Origin of the sequence: Roseimicrobium gellanilyticum (assembly GCF_003315205.1) — a bacterium.
GTDB classification, from domain to species: domain Bacteria; phylum Verrucomicrobiota; class Verrucomicrobiia; order Verrucomicrobiales; family Verrucomicrobiaceae; genus Roseimicrobium; species Roseimicrobium gellanilyticum.
This window is the reverse complement of sequence record NZ_QNRR01000018.1, coordinates 87404-103655: the sequence shown is the minus strand read 5'-3', so window position 1 is coordinate 103655 and position 16252 is coordinate 87404. Positions and strand designations below refer to the sequence as shown.

General features: G+C 60.4%; 18 protein-coding genes. 5 read left to right on the top strand and 13 right to left on the bottom strand.

The window, feature by feature from the left end:
- Positions 1–59: 59 nt before the first annotated feature.
- The 4 genes from DES53_RS30280 to DES53_RS33355 form a co-directional block, all read right to left on the bottom strand.
- Positions 60–1013: an SRPBCC family protein gene (locus tag DES53_RS30280; protein WP_113962083.1), complete on the bottom strand. Its 954-nt coding sequence runs from the start codon at positions 1011–1013 to the stop codon at positions 60–62.
- A 42-nt stretch (positions 1014–1055) separates the two neighbouring features.
- A complete protein-coding gene (locus DES53_RS30275; RefSeq protein ID WP_113962082.1) occupies positions 1056–1586 on the bottom strand; it encodes an SRPBCC family protein in 531 nt (176 codons plus the stop codon).
- Positions 1570–1953, bottom strand: coding sequence for an ArsR/SmtB family transcription factor (locus DES53_RS30270; RefSeq protein WP_113962081.1), 384 nt, complete (start codon positions 1951–1953; stop codon positions 1570–1572). The genes DES53_RS30275 and DES53_RS30270 overlap by 17 nt, the downstream gene beginning before the upstream one ends.
- Before the next feature lie 182 nt (positions 1954–2135).
- A complete protein-coding gene (locus DES53_RS33355) occupies positions 2136–2309 on the bottom strand; it encodes a hypothetical protein (RefSeq protein WP_170157549.1) in 174 nt (57 codons plus the stop codon).
- A 165-nt stretch (positions 2310–2474) separates the two neighbouring features.
- Between DES53_RS33355 and DES53_RS30260 the strand changes: the two genes are divergently transcribed.
- Both DES53_RS30260 and DES53_RS30255 read left to right on the top strand, forming a co-directional pair.
- Positions 2475–2810, top strand: coding sequence for a hypothetical protein (locus DES53_RS30260; RefSeq protein WP_147263722.1), 336 nt, complete (start codon positions 2475–2477; stop codon positions 2808–2810).
- Between the two features lie 108 nt (positions 2811–2918).
- Positions 2919–3311, top strand: a complete 393-nt coding sequence (locus DES53_RS30255) for a helix-turn-helix transcriptional regulator (protein WP_170157548.1) — start codon at positions 2919–2921, stop codon at positions 3309–3311.
- A gap of 22 nt (positions 3312–3333) precedes the next feature.
- Here the strand turns inward: DES53_RS30255 and DES53_RS30250 are convergent, their stop codons facing one another.
- Positions 3334–3801 carry a YybH family protein gene (locus DES53_RS30250; RefSeq protein ID WP_113962077.1) on the bottom strand — a complete coding sequence of 156 codons (468 nt, stop codon included), beginning with the start codon at positions 3799–3801 and terminating at the stop codon, positions 3334–3336.
- Positions 3802–3945: 144 nt separating this feature from the next.
- Positions 3946–4704: a response regulator gene (locus DES53_RS30245; protein WP_113962076.1), complete on the bottom strand. Its 759-nt coding sequence runs from the start codon at positions 4702–4704 to the stop codon at positions 3946–3948.
- Positions 4705–4778: 74 nt separating this feature from the next.
- Between DES53_RS30245 and DES53_RS30240 the strand changes: the two genes are divergently transcribed.
- Positions 4779–5582 carry a biotin--[acetyl-CoA-carboxylase] ligase gene (locus DES53_RS30240; protein ID WP_113962075.1) on the top strand — a complete coding sequence of 268 codons (804 nt, stop codon included), beginning with the start codon at positions 4779–4781 and terminating at the stop codon, positions 5580–5582.
- Positions 5583–5721: 139 nt separating this feature from the next.
- Entirely contained in the window at positions 5722–5940 is a 219-nt protein-coding gene (locus DES53_RS30235; RefSeq protein WP_113962074.1) for a hypothetical protein, read from the top strand.
- 36 nt (positions 5941–5976) lie between these two features.
- On the opposite strand, the gene DES53_RS30230 is transcribed toward DES53_RS30235, so the two are convergent.
- Entirely contained in the window at positions 5977–6360 is a 384-nt protein-coding gene (locus tag DES53_RS30230; protein ID WP_113962073.1) for a toxin-antitoxin system YwqK family antitoxin, read from the bottom strand.
- Entirely contained in the window at positions 6357–9002 is a 2646-nt protein-coding gene (locus DES53_RS30225) for a glycosyltransferase (protein WP_170157547.1), read from the bottom strand. The genes DES53_RS30230 and DES53_RS30225 overlap by 4 nt, the downstream gene beginning before the upstream one ends.
- A 173-nt stretch (positions 9003–9175) precedes the next feature.
- Between DES53_RS30225 and DES53_RS33640 the strand changes: the two genes are divergently transcribed.
- Positions 9176–10540 (top strand): TM2 domain-containing protein, encoded by a 1365-nt coding sequence (locus DES53_RS33640; RefSeq protein ID WP_211325742.1) that lies wholly within the window; start codon positions 9176–9178, stop codon positions 10538–10540.
- A gap of 174 nt (positions 10541–10714) precedes the next feature.
- Here the strand turns inward: DES53_RS33640 and DES53_RS30215 are convergent, their stop codons facing one another.
- The 5 genes from DES53_RS30215 to DES53_RS30195 form a co-directional block, all read right to left on the bottom strand.
- Positions 10715–12085 (bottom strand): adenylosuccinate synthetase, encoded by a 1371-nt coding sequence (locus tag DES53_RS30215; RefSeq protein ID WP_211325741.1) that lies wholly within the window; start codon positions 12083–12085, stop codon positions 10715–10717.
- 12 nt (positions 12086–12097) lie between these two features.
- Positions 12098–13063: a VWA domain-containing protein gene (locus DES53_RS30210; RefSeq protein ID WP_113962070.1), complete on the bottom strand. Its 966-nt coding sequence runs from the start codon at positions 13061–13063 to the stop codon at positions 12098–12100.
- A 38-nt stretch (positions 13064–13101) separates the two neighbouring features.
- Entirely contained in the window at positions 13102–14046 is a 945-nt protein-coding gene (locus tag DES53_RS30205) for a serine/threonine-protein kinase (protein WP_113962069.1), read from the bottom strand.
- 228 nt (positions 14047–14274) lie between these two features.
- Positions 14275–14901: a sigma-70 family RNA polymerase sigma factor gene (locus DES53_RS30200; protein ID WP_113962068.1), complete on the bottom strand. Its 627-nt coding sequence runs from the start codon at positions 14899–14901 to the stop codon at positions 14275–14277.
- Between the two features lie 120 nt (positions 14902–15021).
- Positions 15022–16167 (bottom strand): beta/alpha barrel domain-containing protein, encoded by a 1146-nt coding sequence (locus tag DES53_RS30195; protein ID WP_113962067.1) that lies wholly within the window; start codon positions 16165–16167, stop codon positions 15022–15024.
- Positions 16168–16252 lie beyond the last annotated feature (85 nt).

The window sequence follows — 16252 nt, the reverse complement described above, 5'->3', positions numbered from 1 at the left end:
AATTCTTTGCTTGCCTTCGCGCCTCCTCCTCCCGGGAAGCGTGAATATTGACGCAAATGTCACTTCGCCATCGTCGGCAGGTAGGCTGCGAGACGGGAAAGCGTCTGGTTGCCACCCTCGACGGCGCCGAACTTCACACTGGCCTCGCGTTGCTCCGCGGTCGCCATGACCAGGCGCATGGTGAGGCGGGTGCCTCCGTCTTCTTCCTCGAAGGTCACGGTCACGTGGAAGGCCTCAGGGTCGTTGTCCCTGTCGTGTCCGTGCAGGTACACGAGCCGCTCCGGGTGTGATATTTCCTCATATACCACACGATTGTCGTAGTCCGTGCCGTCGGGTCCATGCATGATGTATCGCCACATGCCGCCGGGGCGCACGTCCATCTCGTGGATGGTGAGGGTGAAACCGTTCGGGCCATACCAGTGGGCCACATGCTCCGGCTTCGTCCACGCTTCGAACACAAGCTCCCGTGGGGCCTTGAAGAAACGTGAGTTGATGAGTTCGCGGTTCGCCTCGGCTGGCACGGAGACCTTCGCGCGGGCGACCTGCGACCCCAGGCGCACCAGGCTCTGACTCCAACCTTCCTCCATGCCTTGGAGATAGGCATCTGCTTCGGGCTTCTTCCAAAGGATGCGGGCCTCGATGTTCAGCAGCGTCTTGCCGCCTTTCTCCGTGAAGGTCACTGTCGTGAGTTCTTCGAAGATGACTTCACCCTTGTCATCCAGCGGCGTGCAGGTGAAGGACAGACGCTCGGGCTCGGTGATCTCCTTGAACACACCGGTCATGGGATACACGGTGCCGTCCGGGGCACGCATGTCGATTTTCAGCGTGCCGCCCAGGCGGACGTCCATCTCGCAGACCGGATTGGTGAAGTCATGGGGTCCCCACCAGGCGGCCATGTGCACGGGGTCGGTCCAGACCTTCCAAACCAGGGCGCGCGGCGCATCGAAGGTGCGGGTGAAGGTGAGCGAAGGCAGGGCTTCGCCGGAAGGGGAGGGCGATTTCGCGATAGTCATGTCGTTGCGCGTTGTGAGTTTCAGGGGTGGAGCATTTTTGTGTCAGGTGAGACTCGCGAGGTACTCCTCGAGCTGGTCCCAGGTGCCGCTGTAGCCCTGGTTGAGGGACGTGCGGTTCGTGTCGAAGATGGCCACTTCCTCCGCCGTGGCATTGATGGGCGTGGCGTGCAGGGTGAGGATCGTCTTGCCGTTCTCCTCGGTGAGAGTGACGTCATTCAGGATTTCCAGTGGCCAGTTATCCTCGAAGGGAGGCCGGGTGATGCCGCCGTCCGCATCGGAGAAGGAATTCACCCACACGATTCTTTGTGGCGCGGTGACTTCTCTGAAGTCAAAGCGGCACCACATGTCTTCACCGCCCGGAAAACTCATGGTGTAGTGGAAGATACCGCCCGGACGCAGGTCGAGCTTGTGTACCTTGATAGTGCAGCCCTTGGGACCCCACCACTTGGCAAGGCGCTCAGGCTCCGTCCACGCCTTCCACACGAGGTCGCGGGGTGCGTTCAGAGTGCGGGTGATGACAAATGGCTGCGCGGAGGCAGCGGCTACGGCGGTAGTGCTAGTTTCCTGATTCATGGGATGGCTTCTCCTTTTCGTTGGAGGTGGTGGCTTGAGTGTGAGGCTGGGCCTGGAGTTGCTGCAGGTACTCGTCGAGACGGTCGAGCCGCTCCTCCCAGAGCTCGCGGTAGCGCTCCAGCCAGTCGACCGCCTCCTTGAGCGGTTTGGGCTTGAGGCGGCAGGGGCGCTTTTGGGCCTCTCTTGAGCGGGCGATCAGGCCACTGCGCTCCAGCACCTTGAGGTGCTTGGTGATGGCCGGTGGGGTCATGTCGAAAGGCTCGGCCAGTTCCTTCACGGAGGCTTCGCCGGACGCCAGCCGCGCAAGAATCGCCCGGCGCGTGGGGTCGGCGAGCGCGGCGAAGGTATTGCTCAGTCGGTCAGACATTGTAGTTCACTAAGGAGTTAATTAACTGTGTGGTTAATTACACGGGCGCGTTTGTATGTCAAACAACTCTGTGAACGCACGGCGAAGAATGAGTGCCTCGTTATAGGGACTCAGCGCCTCATCGAGGCGATGCTCCCAAAGCGGTTCCTATGTAATCTGCTGACGTGCAGCTGAAACCACCACTAGGTGCGCGGGTGATTGCGCCTGTTGGGCCTATCCTCAATCTGGGAGACATCCCTCACCAGGGCACGCGGGTACTCGGCAGACACCGCGCCCGAACGGTAGAAGGCAATGGTGGTTTCTGTCTCGCCGAAGCTTTCGGCATCGACATGGACTACTGCAAACGAACGGAGCACGACTTTGTACGTCCTCATCAAAAGTGACTTTTTCGGCTCCATCCAGTTGACGTTGTCTCGGATTGCACTTGTGTCCATCTTAGTGATTGTGCGACAAATTCGTATTGCCGGTGTCCAACAATGGAGAATCTTGCTTAACGCATGAAAATGATCCGCATAGGACATATGCGAACATCCGTCCGTGTGAACGGGAATCGGATCGTTGTGGAGGACTATGGGGACTGGTTGCCGTTATCTCAGGTCGCTGCTTTCAAGTCGGGCTACACCCACGCGGATGCGCCTTCCACCACACCGGAGCAGCCTGTGACGTCGCTCGTCTGGGTGGCATCCATAGAGGCTTTGGACGGCACGGTTTACGAGGCGCCCAACCCTGAAGTGGCCAGGGAGTGGCACCGCGAGATACTCGGTGCTGAGCCCGGGACGTCACCAGAACTGCCCGCGGACGGCCCTTCGGTGTTCCAGAAAAAGGACATGCTCATTGAAAAGTGGCCGCAGGACTGAGCCCGGAAGCCCGGAGATGGGTTTGCGACGAAATTGACATGCATTCCAGATCGCGCATGCTTCCGGATGTCCAACAGGCATCCGTCGCAGATACCCCCAGCGCAACGCGTGGCAGAACTCATCGAGTCCAGCCTTGAGAATCCGCCCAGCTTGAGGGCGCTTGCTCAAGAGGTGAATATGACGCCGTTCCAACTGAGCCGCCTCTTCCGGCGATATCATGGCGAGACCATTCCCGGGTACATCCGTCGACTGCGGATGGCGCGCGCGGCCTCCATGCTCATCAAATCAAACATGATGATCGGCCAGATCTCGCACGCGGTGGGTTATCAGAGTCTCGGTGCATTTGTGCGAGGCTTCACCCGCGAGATTGGCAAGACTCCCAGCGTCTATCGCAGGGAGACGCGCGCCAACCGTGAGAAGTCAGGCGTCCTCGGACTGGTGGCAGCATGGATGCATGAGCTCTGCTTTCCGGTGATGGATGTCATGAAGCTCTGCTGCTAAGCCCGATTGATGGGGGCGGTGTCTACAGCTCCCTGACGAAGGCGGCTTGCGCATTCTGGGGATTGAAGGGCACGGACACGTGTTCGTGCACCACCTTCCACTCGCCCTGCCTTCGCTGGAAGCAGAGGGTCACGCGCACCCAGCCGCAGGTGGCGGCTTCGTTCGTGGCGCGATTCGTCAGGCGCTGCAGACAGGAGGCAAAGGCCACATTTCCCTCAGCGGTGATCTCCAGCTCCCGGACGTCGGAGCCCAGCGCCTGCGGGAGGAAGGGCATCATCTGCTCCCAAGTGCGGCGGTAGGCATCTGCGCCGCGATGTTCGTGCGGCGGGACAGCATCAAAGAATCGTACTTCCGGGTCATAGTGCCTGGCCAGACGATCCAGATCTTTGGCGGTAAGCGCCTTCCGCCACTCATCCATGAGGGTTTTGATTTCAGTCACCGGATCACCGCTGACAGTGGAGGAGGAGACATCAGTTTCAAAGGTGGCCATGGTGGGGATGGGTGGAGGAGAGGGACCGCGAATCCGTGCGGCGCATAGGGTGGATTCGCAGGTAAGACGAATGAACGCCGTTCCACAGGACACGGTGCCTTCGTTTTTTACTCTTAGGAGGACCTGCCCTCTTCAGACGCCCAATCAGGCCGCTTCCACAAATTTGGCCATCTGAGGCTGGCGATACCAAGCGAGAGCCGCCTGGCTTGCCACTTCAAAAAGGTCATGCTCTCGCACCAAGAGCGCGAATTGCGCCCGGGCATCGCCTGTCTCCGCGGCAGTCGCCAGTGACTTCATGGAAGCCGCCAGATGCACGTATCCATGATGGTGGGCAAATCGCACGACAGAGTTTGCCATGGTGACCAGATCAGCCGCCTCCAGTTCGTTGAACTGGGTGCGCATCGTCAACAGCATGAGCCGGGCTTCCTTGATGGCTTTCGCCATGGAATGCTCATCGCGGCCTCGCATGCCCGCATCGATCTGACGTAGATCCAACAACCGCTCGGCGGGACCTTCTTTCCAGCAATGCCCCTGGGTGAGCAGGTGGATCAGGTTCTTCTTCAGCAAGGTCATGCTGTAGGGCTTGTTGATGAAGCCATCCATGCCTACAGCCCGGCAAAGGGTGTAGGTGTCGTCCGGGTTTTCCCCGGTGACCGCCATGATGCGCGGCCGGATGGCCTGCCCGCTCCACTGGTGGAGCAGATAGCTCGCAGCGGCGATTCCTCCCAGTTGGGGCATCTGCAAGTCCATCAGAATAAAATCGAATGGTTCTCGCTCAGCGAGTCTGAGGGCTTCGTGTCCCGTGGCAGCGAACCGGGATTCGCCTCCGAGGAACATCACTGCATTTGCCATAAGCCTCTGTTGGGCTGGCATGTCGTCGGCGATCAAAAAGCGTACTGGCATTGAGGAAGGTGCGGAACTTTGGAGGGGAAGTTTGTCGCTTGCAAGACGTGCAAGCGCCTTACATCATTAGTTGAATGTCTCTTCAGACCACGTTTACGCCACTTGAGGGGCGCCGTCTTTCTGCTGCTTTGGCGGGCCATATCGTTGGGGGTGAAGTACAAACGCATGAAGAGATTGCCTCCACGAGCGACTTGGCCCGTGAGTTGGGCGCGGCCGGTTATGCACACGGGCTGGTAATTTTTGCCGAAACCCAGACCGCCGGGCGGGGCCGCCGGGAGAACCGCTGGAGCGCTCCCGCGGGGCAGGATATCCTTTGTTCCATCCTCTTGCGTCCCAGTGTGCGCATGGAGCATTGGGCGCGGCTTACCACCATGGCGGCCCTCGCAATTTGCAGGTCCATCGAGACAACCACATCCCTGCACCCGGAAATCAAATGGCCCAATGATGTCTTTGTACAGGACAAGAAGTGTGCCGGCATCCTGGCGGAAACCTTCACCGGCGAAACTGGCGCCTACATGGTGCTCGGCATCGGGTTGAACGTGAACACGGACGCGTACCCGCCTGAGTTGCGCGACATCGCCACCTCCATGAGGCTTGCCATGGGAGATGGCCGTCTCCTCGACCGGAACGTCGTCGCCATCGCGTTGATGAAACAAATCGATCGCCTGCTACCCTTGTGGGAACAGGGGTATGGATCTGTGATCGATGAAGTGCGCCGTCGCAGCCGCCTGCTGGGGCATGTGGTGAAGGCACGTGTGGATGGCCGTGAAGTGGAAGGCATGGCCACCGACCTCACAGAAGAAGGTCACCTCATGCTTACGTTGGCGAATGGCAGTGCATTGACGCTCACCAGCGCAGAGCAGGTACGGATGACGTGAGAGCGGTGCCATGTGCTGGACACTCTCTGGCAACAAGAGATCATGGTCGACAAATGTCTGCACGGTTTTACCATGTAGTAGCAAACGTGTGTTGCTGATTTTGTCTGAGCAGTCTTCCAAACCTCCCCACAGTCTATCTATGGCCAAGTACATTCTCGAAGATGAAGGCGAAGACTCCAGGGGCAACCGGGTGATCCTTGAGCGCTCCAGGCCGCACGGGCTTGCGGAGGAGATTCATGCAGCGATCCACGACACCCACATGCTCGATAGCTGGGTGGTCACCGACGGCTACGGTGACTGGCGGAAATTCGACAACGAAGAAGATGCCCGGGACTATTTCCGCAGTTTGTGCAGATAGAGACACCTGCAAGGCCCCGATGGACCTGCATGGCACCTACTTCCCCGTCTCGAACTTCTTCTCTGAGACGATGCGGTCCTTCTCGTAAACGCGCTCCTGGTAAGGCAGTCCGGACTCTGTCCACTCCATGTTGCGGCCCGTGCGTTCGCCGTTCACAAACTCTGTTTCCGCGTAGGGTTTGCCATTGGCATACCATTCCTTCACCGTGCCGTGGAACACACCGTTTTTGATGGGGTATTCGGATTTCACTTTTCCATCCGGGTGCCGGTCACGTGAGATACCCGTGAAGGGTTTCATGGTGTCCGGATCGGTCAGCATGTTGTCCACCATCTTCAGTTTCACGTAGTCCACCTCCTTTGGTTTTGAGCAGGAAGTGAGCATCATCAACACTGTCAGGGAGGCGAGGAGGAGCGGCTTCATGGTTTGTTGAGATACATTTCCCCGGGCTGTCCTGCGGTGGCAAGGGCGCGCTCATGCAAATGCTTGGCGGAGATCTCCACAGGAGCCTCGTCCTTGATGAGCCCACAAGCTTCTGCAGCGGTATAGATGAGCTCACGGGTGGCGTGCAGGGCATGCACATTGAGATTCGCCCGCCACCACGCCAGCATGAGAAGCAGCGCGGCAAGAAGCCATGCGTGCGGAAACTTGAAAAGGAAATGGCTCGCTGCGCCGGCGACAATGAGGAACACCTGCACACGGTCCAGCCACCAGAGGTTGCGCATTCCGTAGGCGATGCGGGTGAGGCGCCGGCCTTCCTCATGGTATTCCGTGACGGTCGTCAGTCCCACGCGCCTCCCTTGAGGCGAGATCAGCACCGCATCACAGGAGCTTTGGTCGCCTGTCTCCTGCCATGTGAGGCCTTGAACGACCGTCATCCGGCGCATGGCCCTCAGGAGTTCTTCACGACCTACACCGTCCTCATTCCAGAATCCTTCATGTCTCCAGTGCTTCTGCGGAGAAGAAGGACGCTGGGAAAAATGCTCTGCGGGCCAGGTGGTGGTCCCGGAGGGCAGAGCGCGCAGTTTCACCATGCCCTTGAGGCGTCCCCAGTCCCGGATGATGGGTTGCAGGAGGCACAGCATCCACAGGAGGGAGCGGCTCTTGCCGGGTGATGAGGCATCTGCAGGAGGCGGCTGCAGCCGCGCCCGTCGCCACGCGGCATAGATCGTGAGTAGAGTCATCGCCGCCGCCAGCGCCAGGCCCGTCACGGAACCGAGGAACGTCGCGGACACAAGGCCATAGGCCAGCATGAGGGTGGAGAGTACCAGCCAGGGCAGGCCCATCACCCAGTCCCAGGGGCTGGCGGTGCTGTTGGCATAGAGCGTTTGGAAAAGCGCGTTGCCAAAGCGGCCAAAGCGGATTAGCGCGCCGGTGCGGAGTGAAGGCGCATTGTCATGCCCGTAGATGGCGCCGCGCCACCGTGCACCGCCCAGCCACGCAAAGCGGTGTGGATAGCGACGCACCAGCATGGCTTCCGCATGGCCGTACCCGCGTTGTTGCCGCAGGTAGGCAGATACCGTGAAGCGCCGGTGATGCCACACCAGCGCGGCGGGCACGAAACGCAGCTTGCCTCCATGCGACTGCAACCGCCAGCAGACATCCACATCATCACCCGCCGTGGTGAACTCTGTGCGGAACCCCCCGATGGCATGCAGGGCGGATTTGCGAATCACGAGATTGCATCCTGGCAGGTGCTCAGCTTCTTCGTCGTTCAGCAGCACGTGCGCTGGTGCCCCCGGGGCTACGGCGACACAGGCCTCGGTGAGATTGCGCGGTGGTGGTGGGAGATTGGGGCCGCCGGCTGCCGCGACCTGCGGATCCTCAAACGCATGGCAGGCATAGACCAGCCAGTCTTCGTCTGGGATGCAATCGTCATCCGTGTAGGCGAGCAGCGTCCCCGTGGCCTCCAGCATGCCGAGATTTCTCGCGGCACTGAGCCCTGCGTGATCTTGACGCACATAGCGCACATGAGCGTAGCTCCGGGCGATCTGCGGTGTGGTGTCCGTGGAGCCATCATCAATCACCAGCACCTCGTAGTTGGGGTGAGTCTGCTTTGCCAGAGCTTCCAGGCACGAGGCCAGTGTCGAGGAGCCATTGCGTGTGCAGACAATGACGGAGACTCGTTCCGCGGATACCACATCGCGCAGGGAGTCAACCGTCAGCGCCTTCCTCGAGGCCAACTCGCGCGCCGCTTCCTTCTCCTTGCGATCACGTGTGACCAGACCGAAGTCCCATCCGGTGACTTCTTCTCCACCGCGGTGCCATTCATCTGTGTAGCTGAACCAGATGTTGCCAGCCACGCCGGCATCGCGACAGATCTTCTCCTCCCATCGCAAAGCCTCTGTCTGTGCTGCTTCTCCATGGGACGCCGTATCAAGTCCGAATTCGGAAATGATGAGGGGGCGGCCCGCTGCCAGGTTCATCAAATGCTGGATATGCCGGCGGAAGACCGAGGCGCGTTCCAGGAAAACATTGACCGCCAGGAAGTCCGCATTGCGTGGCACCAGATACTCCGTGGAGGGATAGCTGGCATAGCCAATGAGTGTGCGAGGAGCCTGTGTTCTCGCTTCGGTGATGAGGTGCTCGATGAAATGCAACACGCGCTCCGGTCCCATCCAGCGCACGAGCGTTTTTTCGATTTCATTGCCGACGAGGATGCCGGCGACCTCCGGGTGGGCAGCGAGGCGGCGTGCCTCCCGGCTGATGCGCTCGATGGCATCTGCCGCGGCAAAGCCGTCTCTGAAAAAATCCACATGCTGGGTCCAGGGCACGCAGGCCATCACGCGCAGACCGTGCTCGCGGCAGCAGTCGAGGAGGAGGTCCGAGGGAGCTTCATAGACACGCACGGTATTGAACCCCAGCCGCGCGATGTGCGCCACATCCTTTCTGAGCTGGGCATCCTCAGGCCAGGGGATTCCCGATTTGTTTGGTTTGAAGGGGCCGTACGTGACGCCGCGCATCATCACCTTCCGGCCCTGGCCGTCGCGCAGCCATGGACCCACTGCATGCCAGCGCCCTTCCGCAATCGCAGCGGAGGAGGGGAGGGCGTTTCGGTCGGACATGCTGCGGCAGGGCTTCTGAGGATGAGGATGCTCAAGATCATAGACGTATCGCAGGGGGCGTCCATTCGGGAAATACCGGTGTCTGAATTTTTGCTGGTGCTTTTTTGCCCTTTTGCCTGTCCTAGGTGCGTTCAGGCTTGCCAAGTTTTGCCGATGTTTCAACATCTGGAGCCATGACGGACGAGCTCATTGCCTATGAAATGGCGGGACAGCGGCGCTGCATCTATGTGCCACTCGGTTACAAACACCAGGTGGGCAGTGCGGATGGCAGCCACATTCCCATCAATGGCGAAGGTGTGCCGGAGGTGTTGTTTTCCTTTGTCCGTGATGAGCCGGGGCGGATTCAGCTTCTGAATGCCGAGGATGAGGTGCTGCAGGACACCACGCTCCCCCTTGAGTTGGATGTCCTTGGCACGAGCCTGATGTTTTATGAGCCACAGGATCTCGTCGGTGAAGCCGCGGCTCAGGAGGAGGTGACAGCGTGCCTGCTGGAGTTTCATGCAGATGGAGATCGACGCATGCTGGAGGTCGAGCCAGGAGCGATCATCATCGCAGGTCACGCACCGGATTCGCATGTTGTGCTAAGTGATGGTCCCAATTATGCCTACGCCATCCGGTGGGATGGTGCGGACAAGGTCTACATTGCCTCCCTGGACGATAGTGAAGGTGGTGCCTGGCAGGGGGATGGTGGTGACTGGGGAAGAGAATTCGAGGCCAGGCTTCCTGTGACCCTGCAAATGGGGGAACAATACGGTGTGCTCACGCTTCCCACGGGGGATTCAGACGGAACGTATACTGCTGAGGAGTCGCCCGCATCCTCCGCACCAGCGGATCCCATGGATCTTCCTGCCACGGATGAAACGCAGACGTGGTACCGAGGTCCGTTGCCCTCCTTCGAGAATTCTTCCCATCCTGTGGAAGAGGCGGCTTCGCTGGACCACCTGCAAACCATTCGTCGCGAGGAGCCGCATGACGCGTCGCAAACGCAGTGGAGTGAGCCATCTCCTTCCGTGCAAGATCCACCCGCGGCGTACCCGCCCATCACGGTGCAGAATTTTCCCGGTCATCAGCGTGCGGAAAGCGGGTATACGATTGCAACGTCGACGCATCAGTCATCCACCAGTGACAAGCGTCAGTCATCGGCCTTTCTCTTGTCCTTCTTTCTCGGTCCCTTCGGCGTCGACCGCTTCTATCTGGGCCAGCCTCTCATGGGCCTGCTCAAGCTGCTGACCTTTGGCGGTCTCTTTGTCTGGTACATCGTGGATCTCTATCTGATTGGCATGGGGCTGTTGCGTGATGCGAAGGGTCGGCCTTTGCTGCGGGATCACGTGGGCACTTCGGACAAGAGCCAAAGCACGGCCTTCGTCTTCGCAGCACTGCTGGGCAGCTTCGGCGCGGATCACTTTTACCTCGGCAGCCCCGGCACGGGCGTGGTGAAGTTGCTCACGTGTGGCGGTCTCGGCATGTGGACCCTCATCGACGCCATTGTCACGGGCATGGGCCTGCGGAAAGATCCGTTTGGACGCGCGCTGGTGTGACGATGAACCATGTGAGAACCCGAATTGACCGTTTTGTAGAACGAGTTTCCTGGTGCCATCGGATACCTCGTGACAGTTCATGAAGCAGCGGACGGTCGCTTCGTGGACTGGTCAAAGGTTGTTGGTGGGGTGGTTTGGGAGCGGAATCGGCGTTCTTGAAACGATGCCGCGTTTTCATCGGCACTCACGCACATGATTCGAACAGGGCCCGTGAGAACACCAAGCGATCGGCAGCCGGGCGACACTTGTGATTCGTTCCAACAAAGCGTCTGCTGAGTTCAGTGACTTGGCGTCGTATTGCGGTTCTGCGCGCGCCATCAGATTCGTGAGCATCGACTGATGCTCCAGATCCTGGCCACTGCTCAAGGGAAGTCTTTCGATGAGGTCCGAACTTCCCCAAGCTGACCCGGTCACATAGCGCTCACACCACTTCAGCGAAACTCCGTGCTGGAAGATGTCGAGATGGCCGACCAACAGGCCCTGCAATTTTCCCACGGCCTCAAGCGCATAGCGCAGGAGCACGGCGTCAGGATGTCCACGGCGGAACTGTCCCTGCCAGCCTTCTGCGTGGTTGTGCGGCTCAGGGAGCACGGCATCAAGGGAGGAGTCATGGGTCGGCATCGGACCCGTGCCATGGCGCGTGAGATAACTGCGCAGGACGCCATAGTGCTCGATGGGGGAGTCGAGCCCGAAGTGGGCGGCTACACCGTCAACAGCTTCGGTCGAGATGGTGCTCCAAGTGGTATGCGGATGGAAACCGCGCCATTCATCGAGCAGGACACCTTGAGCGCCTTCAAACAGCACGCATCCTGGCTGGGTCAATTGCCGGTGAATTTCCTCTGCTGGGGCCGGAGGACACTGCCGAGCCAACGCCCGGCAATGATTCAACCATCGTCCCGCCAGCGATTCATCTTGGAGGATTGATAGCTCCTCTGCCAGACCACAGGCATTACTTGCCGCGCATTGAGGTAACAGCTCCTCGAGAAGAGTCTCCCGTATCGCCTGCGCCTTGTCCACCTGTGACCGCGCATCCACTGCGGTGGCTGGCAACAGATCCACATAGCGCAGCACCTGTGCAGGGTACTCCAACGAGTGACGCACCGTTTCTCCCACGCCCACGCCACAGGTGCCGTGAGCTGCGATGCCACGAAGACGTTCACGCAGTCGATTCGCGGCCTGATGAAACGGCGTGGTGATGCGGCATTGGCCATCAATGGCCAGACGCGTGAGGGCATCGTGCACACCGCTGCGGCCCAGCGCCTCCGCCTCCACCAGGAGCGCCGTGGGATGGACCACGACCGGGTCGAGCAGCAGCGTATGCACTCCAGACACGAATGTTCCGGAGCCAAACTGCGAAAATGTGTGGTGCCGCGCCGGCGTGGCGCCCTCGGCAGAGGTCACGACATTGTGCCCTGCCTGGGCACCACCATTGAAGCGTACCACGGTGTGGGCCTGCCATCGACGCGTCAGTGCATCGATGAAATGCCCCTTGCCGCAGTCACCGAAGCCGAGGCCCAGCACTGAAGCGTAGCGTGTTGCGTTCACAGCAAGGTGCCATTAACCGAACAAACGCTTCCACCAGCTGCTCCCGTTCGTCACGGGTGCATGGTAGGACTTCGAAGGTCCAAGATGCAGCAGGGCCGCATAGGGCTGGATAGCGCGGATGGTCGAACCCACATGTTCGCGAGTGAAGCCGTTGTCTGACAGGGTCTTGGCCAGCGCGTCGAGATCCGTGATGCGTTTTTCCGTCAGCGCCACAATCGCGGCGGCCACGGCGCAGGTATCGCTGGGTGACTCCATGCAGATGGTGTGGTCGCCGAGGAGTTGCCTCCAGCGTGCCTCACACCGTTTCGCGCGCTGCAGATCCGGGATGAGGAAGAAGAGGTGGTAGCTCTCCGCGGCGGCGGCGATCACCTCTTCAATGGGGATGTCCTCGTCGAGCTTTTCGTCCAGCAGCGCTTCGACCTGATGACGCGAGATGGTGGGATAGGGCAGTTCATCGCCCGTGAGGAAGAGGTAGCCCTTTTTCTTGCGCTTCACCATGTTGTCCATGTCGGTGTGCTGGGCCGCCACGTAGAAGGCGAGTTCATAGCTTTCATGGCCGGTACCGCCACCACCGCCTTCGAGGTAGCTCCAGGTGAGCCACTGGTCCATGAGTTCCGCCGTGCTTTCGAACTGGCCCACTTGCAGCGAAGCGCGATCCGAAGTGGCGTCTCCGATTGCCATGAACATGAGCTGGGGATCCTCCACGTTGCAGGCAGTGAGCAACTTCATCAGGTTTGGCAGCTCCTGCTTGGCCAGCAGATGGGGGATGTCGCCCATGGAACCAGTCACATCCAGGGCGAACGCGATTCCGATTGAATTCGGGTGGTCAGCGCTGTCCCGGCATTCGCGAACCTTGAGCCCTTTGGGGTTCATCAAGGCATGGCATTGACTCTGACTGAAGACCTCGTTCCGCGATTGATGCGCGCGACCTGCGGTGAGTGCGACGTGAGCAGCGTGTGAGTAGTTTCCGTAACCCATAAGTGTTATGTGGTGAAAAGATTTGGAATTGGGGTGAATCAGACGGCGAGATGCACAAAGGAAGGTGGGCCGAATGCAGATCGCGCCGTAGATCGCAGCAGACTGTCCAGTCCGGCCGCGCCGTGTTGGCGGCAGAAGGCCTCGTCCTCGCTTGCCTGGGTCACCAGTTGACTCAGTTCCCTGGGGACGGTGCCCGGGAGAGAGCCATGCGCTCCGCTGCCGCTGAGCAGCACCAGCACCACTCTCGCGCTCCGCTGGAGATCCCGTCCCTGGTCCTTCGTACTGGCACTCTTTTGAGCAGAGCCCCAGCCGATCATCCGCACGCCATGATCGGCGGGGTGGACCAACCCGTGCTCTGGCCTCACATCTCCATGGGACCAGCCCTGCGCATGGATGAACTGCAGCACATCCAGAAGGCGTCGCCAGATCCAGACCGCGTGGCGTGGGTCCAGACCTTGGGGGAAGCGTTCGTTCAGAGCCGCCAGGCTGCCCCAGAAGCCATTGGGGTGCTTCATCACCAGAGCGTGTTTGGCGGAGCTGCCCGCCACGACTCCTTGGGCTACCACCACGGGCAGGTGCTGGAGGCAGTAGGCGCTGGCCGCTCCATTCTCTGCCGCTTGCAGGTCGCGCAGGATTTCCGCTTCGCGGGCGTACTGCCTCGCGGCTGTTGGAGCCGTCGAGACTTTGATGGTCGCGAGGAAGGGCATCGGTCCGAGTCGTTGGGCCAGGTACACCTGTGAGATCTCGCCATTTCCCAGGTGCTGCATGAGGCGGTAGCTGTCGCCGCCGCACTCCAGATCTCCGCCGAAGGCACCCGCATGCTGCCGCGCCCGGATCAACGACTGGCGGAAGGTGTCCCGATTGACCACCGACTCCGTCCGCGTGATCAATGCACCACAGGAGGCGCATTTCACCGAGCGCCAGATGGCCACTCGCGGCAGCGGCGCCGAGCACTGAGGACAGTTCAGAGCGACCCAAGCCATCAGGCGTGTCCCTCCTTGTTGCTGAAAAGCGGTTTTCCCAGGTGGGCTGTGATCGCCGTTGGATTCATGCGAGATGGTGATTGGTGGGGAGCATCTCCACAGCCATGGGGCAGGCAAGTGGTGATTCTGTTGGTGAAAGCGCTGTCCAAGTGTGACTTGGAAAGATCAAAAAAGCCGCACCCTCACGGATGCGGCTTCAATCCTATCTAAGCAGGTGAATGCTCCGTGTTACATTCTGCGTCTCACGGAGGACTCCAGGCGCTGCACGCCACGGCGGATGCGGGCCTTCACGGTGCCGAGGGGCTCGTTCAGCTTTTCCGCGATTTCGCTTTGCGTCAGTCCGCTGAAGTAGGCGAGCTGGATGGCCTCGCGCTGTTCCGGAGTGAGCTCCATCACCGCGCTCTGTACCATGCGGTCGTTTTCGTGCGAGGTGACCAGATCGCTGGTGTCCTCGTCGAATTCCGGCTGCACGGTCTTGTGCTCCTGCTCAAAGTCGTCGTTCAGCTTGCTACGGCGCTGCTTGGCGCGGATACGGTCGATGGCGCGGTTGCGGGCCAGAGTCGTCACCCAGGTGAGCGGCTTGCCTTTGCCGGGCTCATACAGATGGGCCTTCTGCCAGATCTGCATCAGCACCTCCTGCATGATGTCCTCCGTGTCCTGATGGTCATTCAGCACTCGATGGATGGTCGAGTACAGGAGGCCGTTAAATTTGCGATAGAACTCCTGGAATGCGGCCACATCGCGGCGGCCTACACGTTGAAGGAGGTCGATGTCGTACGAGACATCCTCGGCCACCACGGGGGCGGCGGGAGCAACTGTGCGAACAGCACGGTTGCGTCGTGCGGGGGTAAGCATCGTTTTCACAGTGGGGGTACTATGGTGGACTGTTTGGGTTTTGTCTAGATTTTTCTTAAAAGCGTTCAGCTTTTGTCTAGATTTGCCAACCCTCTTGTCCACCTTAGAATCGCCATCCCCTCAGGAATTGGACGGAAAATCTGGCACCCCGAGCCGCTGAGCCATCCGTAGGGGACGTCGCATGGCTTCCGCCATGCGAGCGGCTTCGTTCCCGCCCCGGAGATCCTTGCAGTTCGGGTGCGCCTCCGGGGAGGCAATCAGTCCGAGTGCGTGGAGCACGTGGGCAGTGCTGTGTTTGTACGCCGAGGCGCTCATTCGTTCATCCAGACGGAAAACAAGATCCTCGAAGGACTGGATGGCCTCAAAGAGCTTGTAGACACGCGTGTCAAAGCCGCTTCCCAGCCCGGTACGGTGCGTCTTGGCGGGGCAGGAATCGTCCAGCCACATGTCTCTGGCGGCGCAGATGAGCGGGCAGGCACTCACCCCAGCGCCGATGAGCAGTGGCAGGCCCAGGCGGATGGCGGTGCAGATGCCGAAGTCATCCCCACTGTGCGGCGCGAAGTCGAGGTTCAGCCCCTTGCACATGGCCGCCCAGTAGAGGAAGTGCGGCTCGTCGAGTGTGGAGATCTTGCCGCCGACGAACTTCGGATGCTGTGCCAGCTCATGCAGCAGCCACGGCTCGTACGGCGTGGCCCATGGGACGAAGGAGGGCTCCAGGGCGTGCACAATGCCCGGTACGGTGAGGTGCTCCGCAATCTGGAAGTAGGCATCCCGGCGGCGCTCAGGGTCCAGCACGTTCAGCGTGCGGGAGGTCATGAGCATGGCCTCGCAGTTGTCGTACTGCTGCACCGCCTCCAGCATGGGCAGGTAGCGCTCCGCCTTGAACTCGGTGGCGCCTGCGTCCGGGCCGGTAACTCCAGCCAGGAAACGCTGGTCGGGGAAGGCTTCCCGGAAGCGCTTCAGGACCTCGCGATACTCGTCCAGGGAAAGGTCAAAGATGTAGCCCGTGTCCGCATTCAATACGAAGGCCACCTCCACGCCGTAGTGCGCAGCGCTGTCCCGCATCCAGGCGATGCTGCGGATGAATCCATCCCAGTCCGGCTTCTTGTCCTGGAAGGGCAGCAGGGTGGCCACGCAGAGCCGCGCCTTGGTCTGATGGTCCACAAGGGACTCCTCGGGCGTCCAGGCCCAGATGGTGTCGCTCCAGGGTGTATCCGGCTTCAGGTCGGCGGCGTGGCGGATGAGTTCGCGATTTCGGGCTGACATGCGGCCATGCTGCGGGAGTGGGGGAGGGGTGTCAATCCGGGCTCGGGGGTGGGTCGCCGAGTTTGTCCAGATTTCGCGCCGGAAG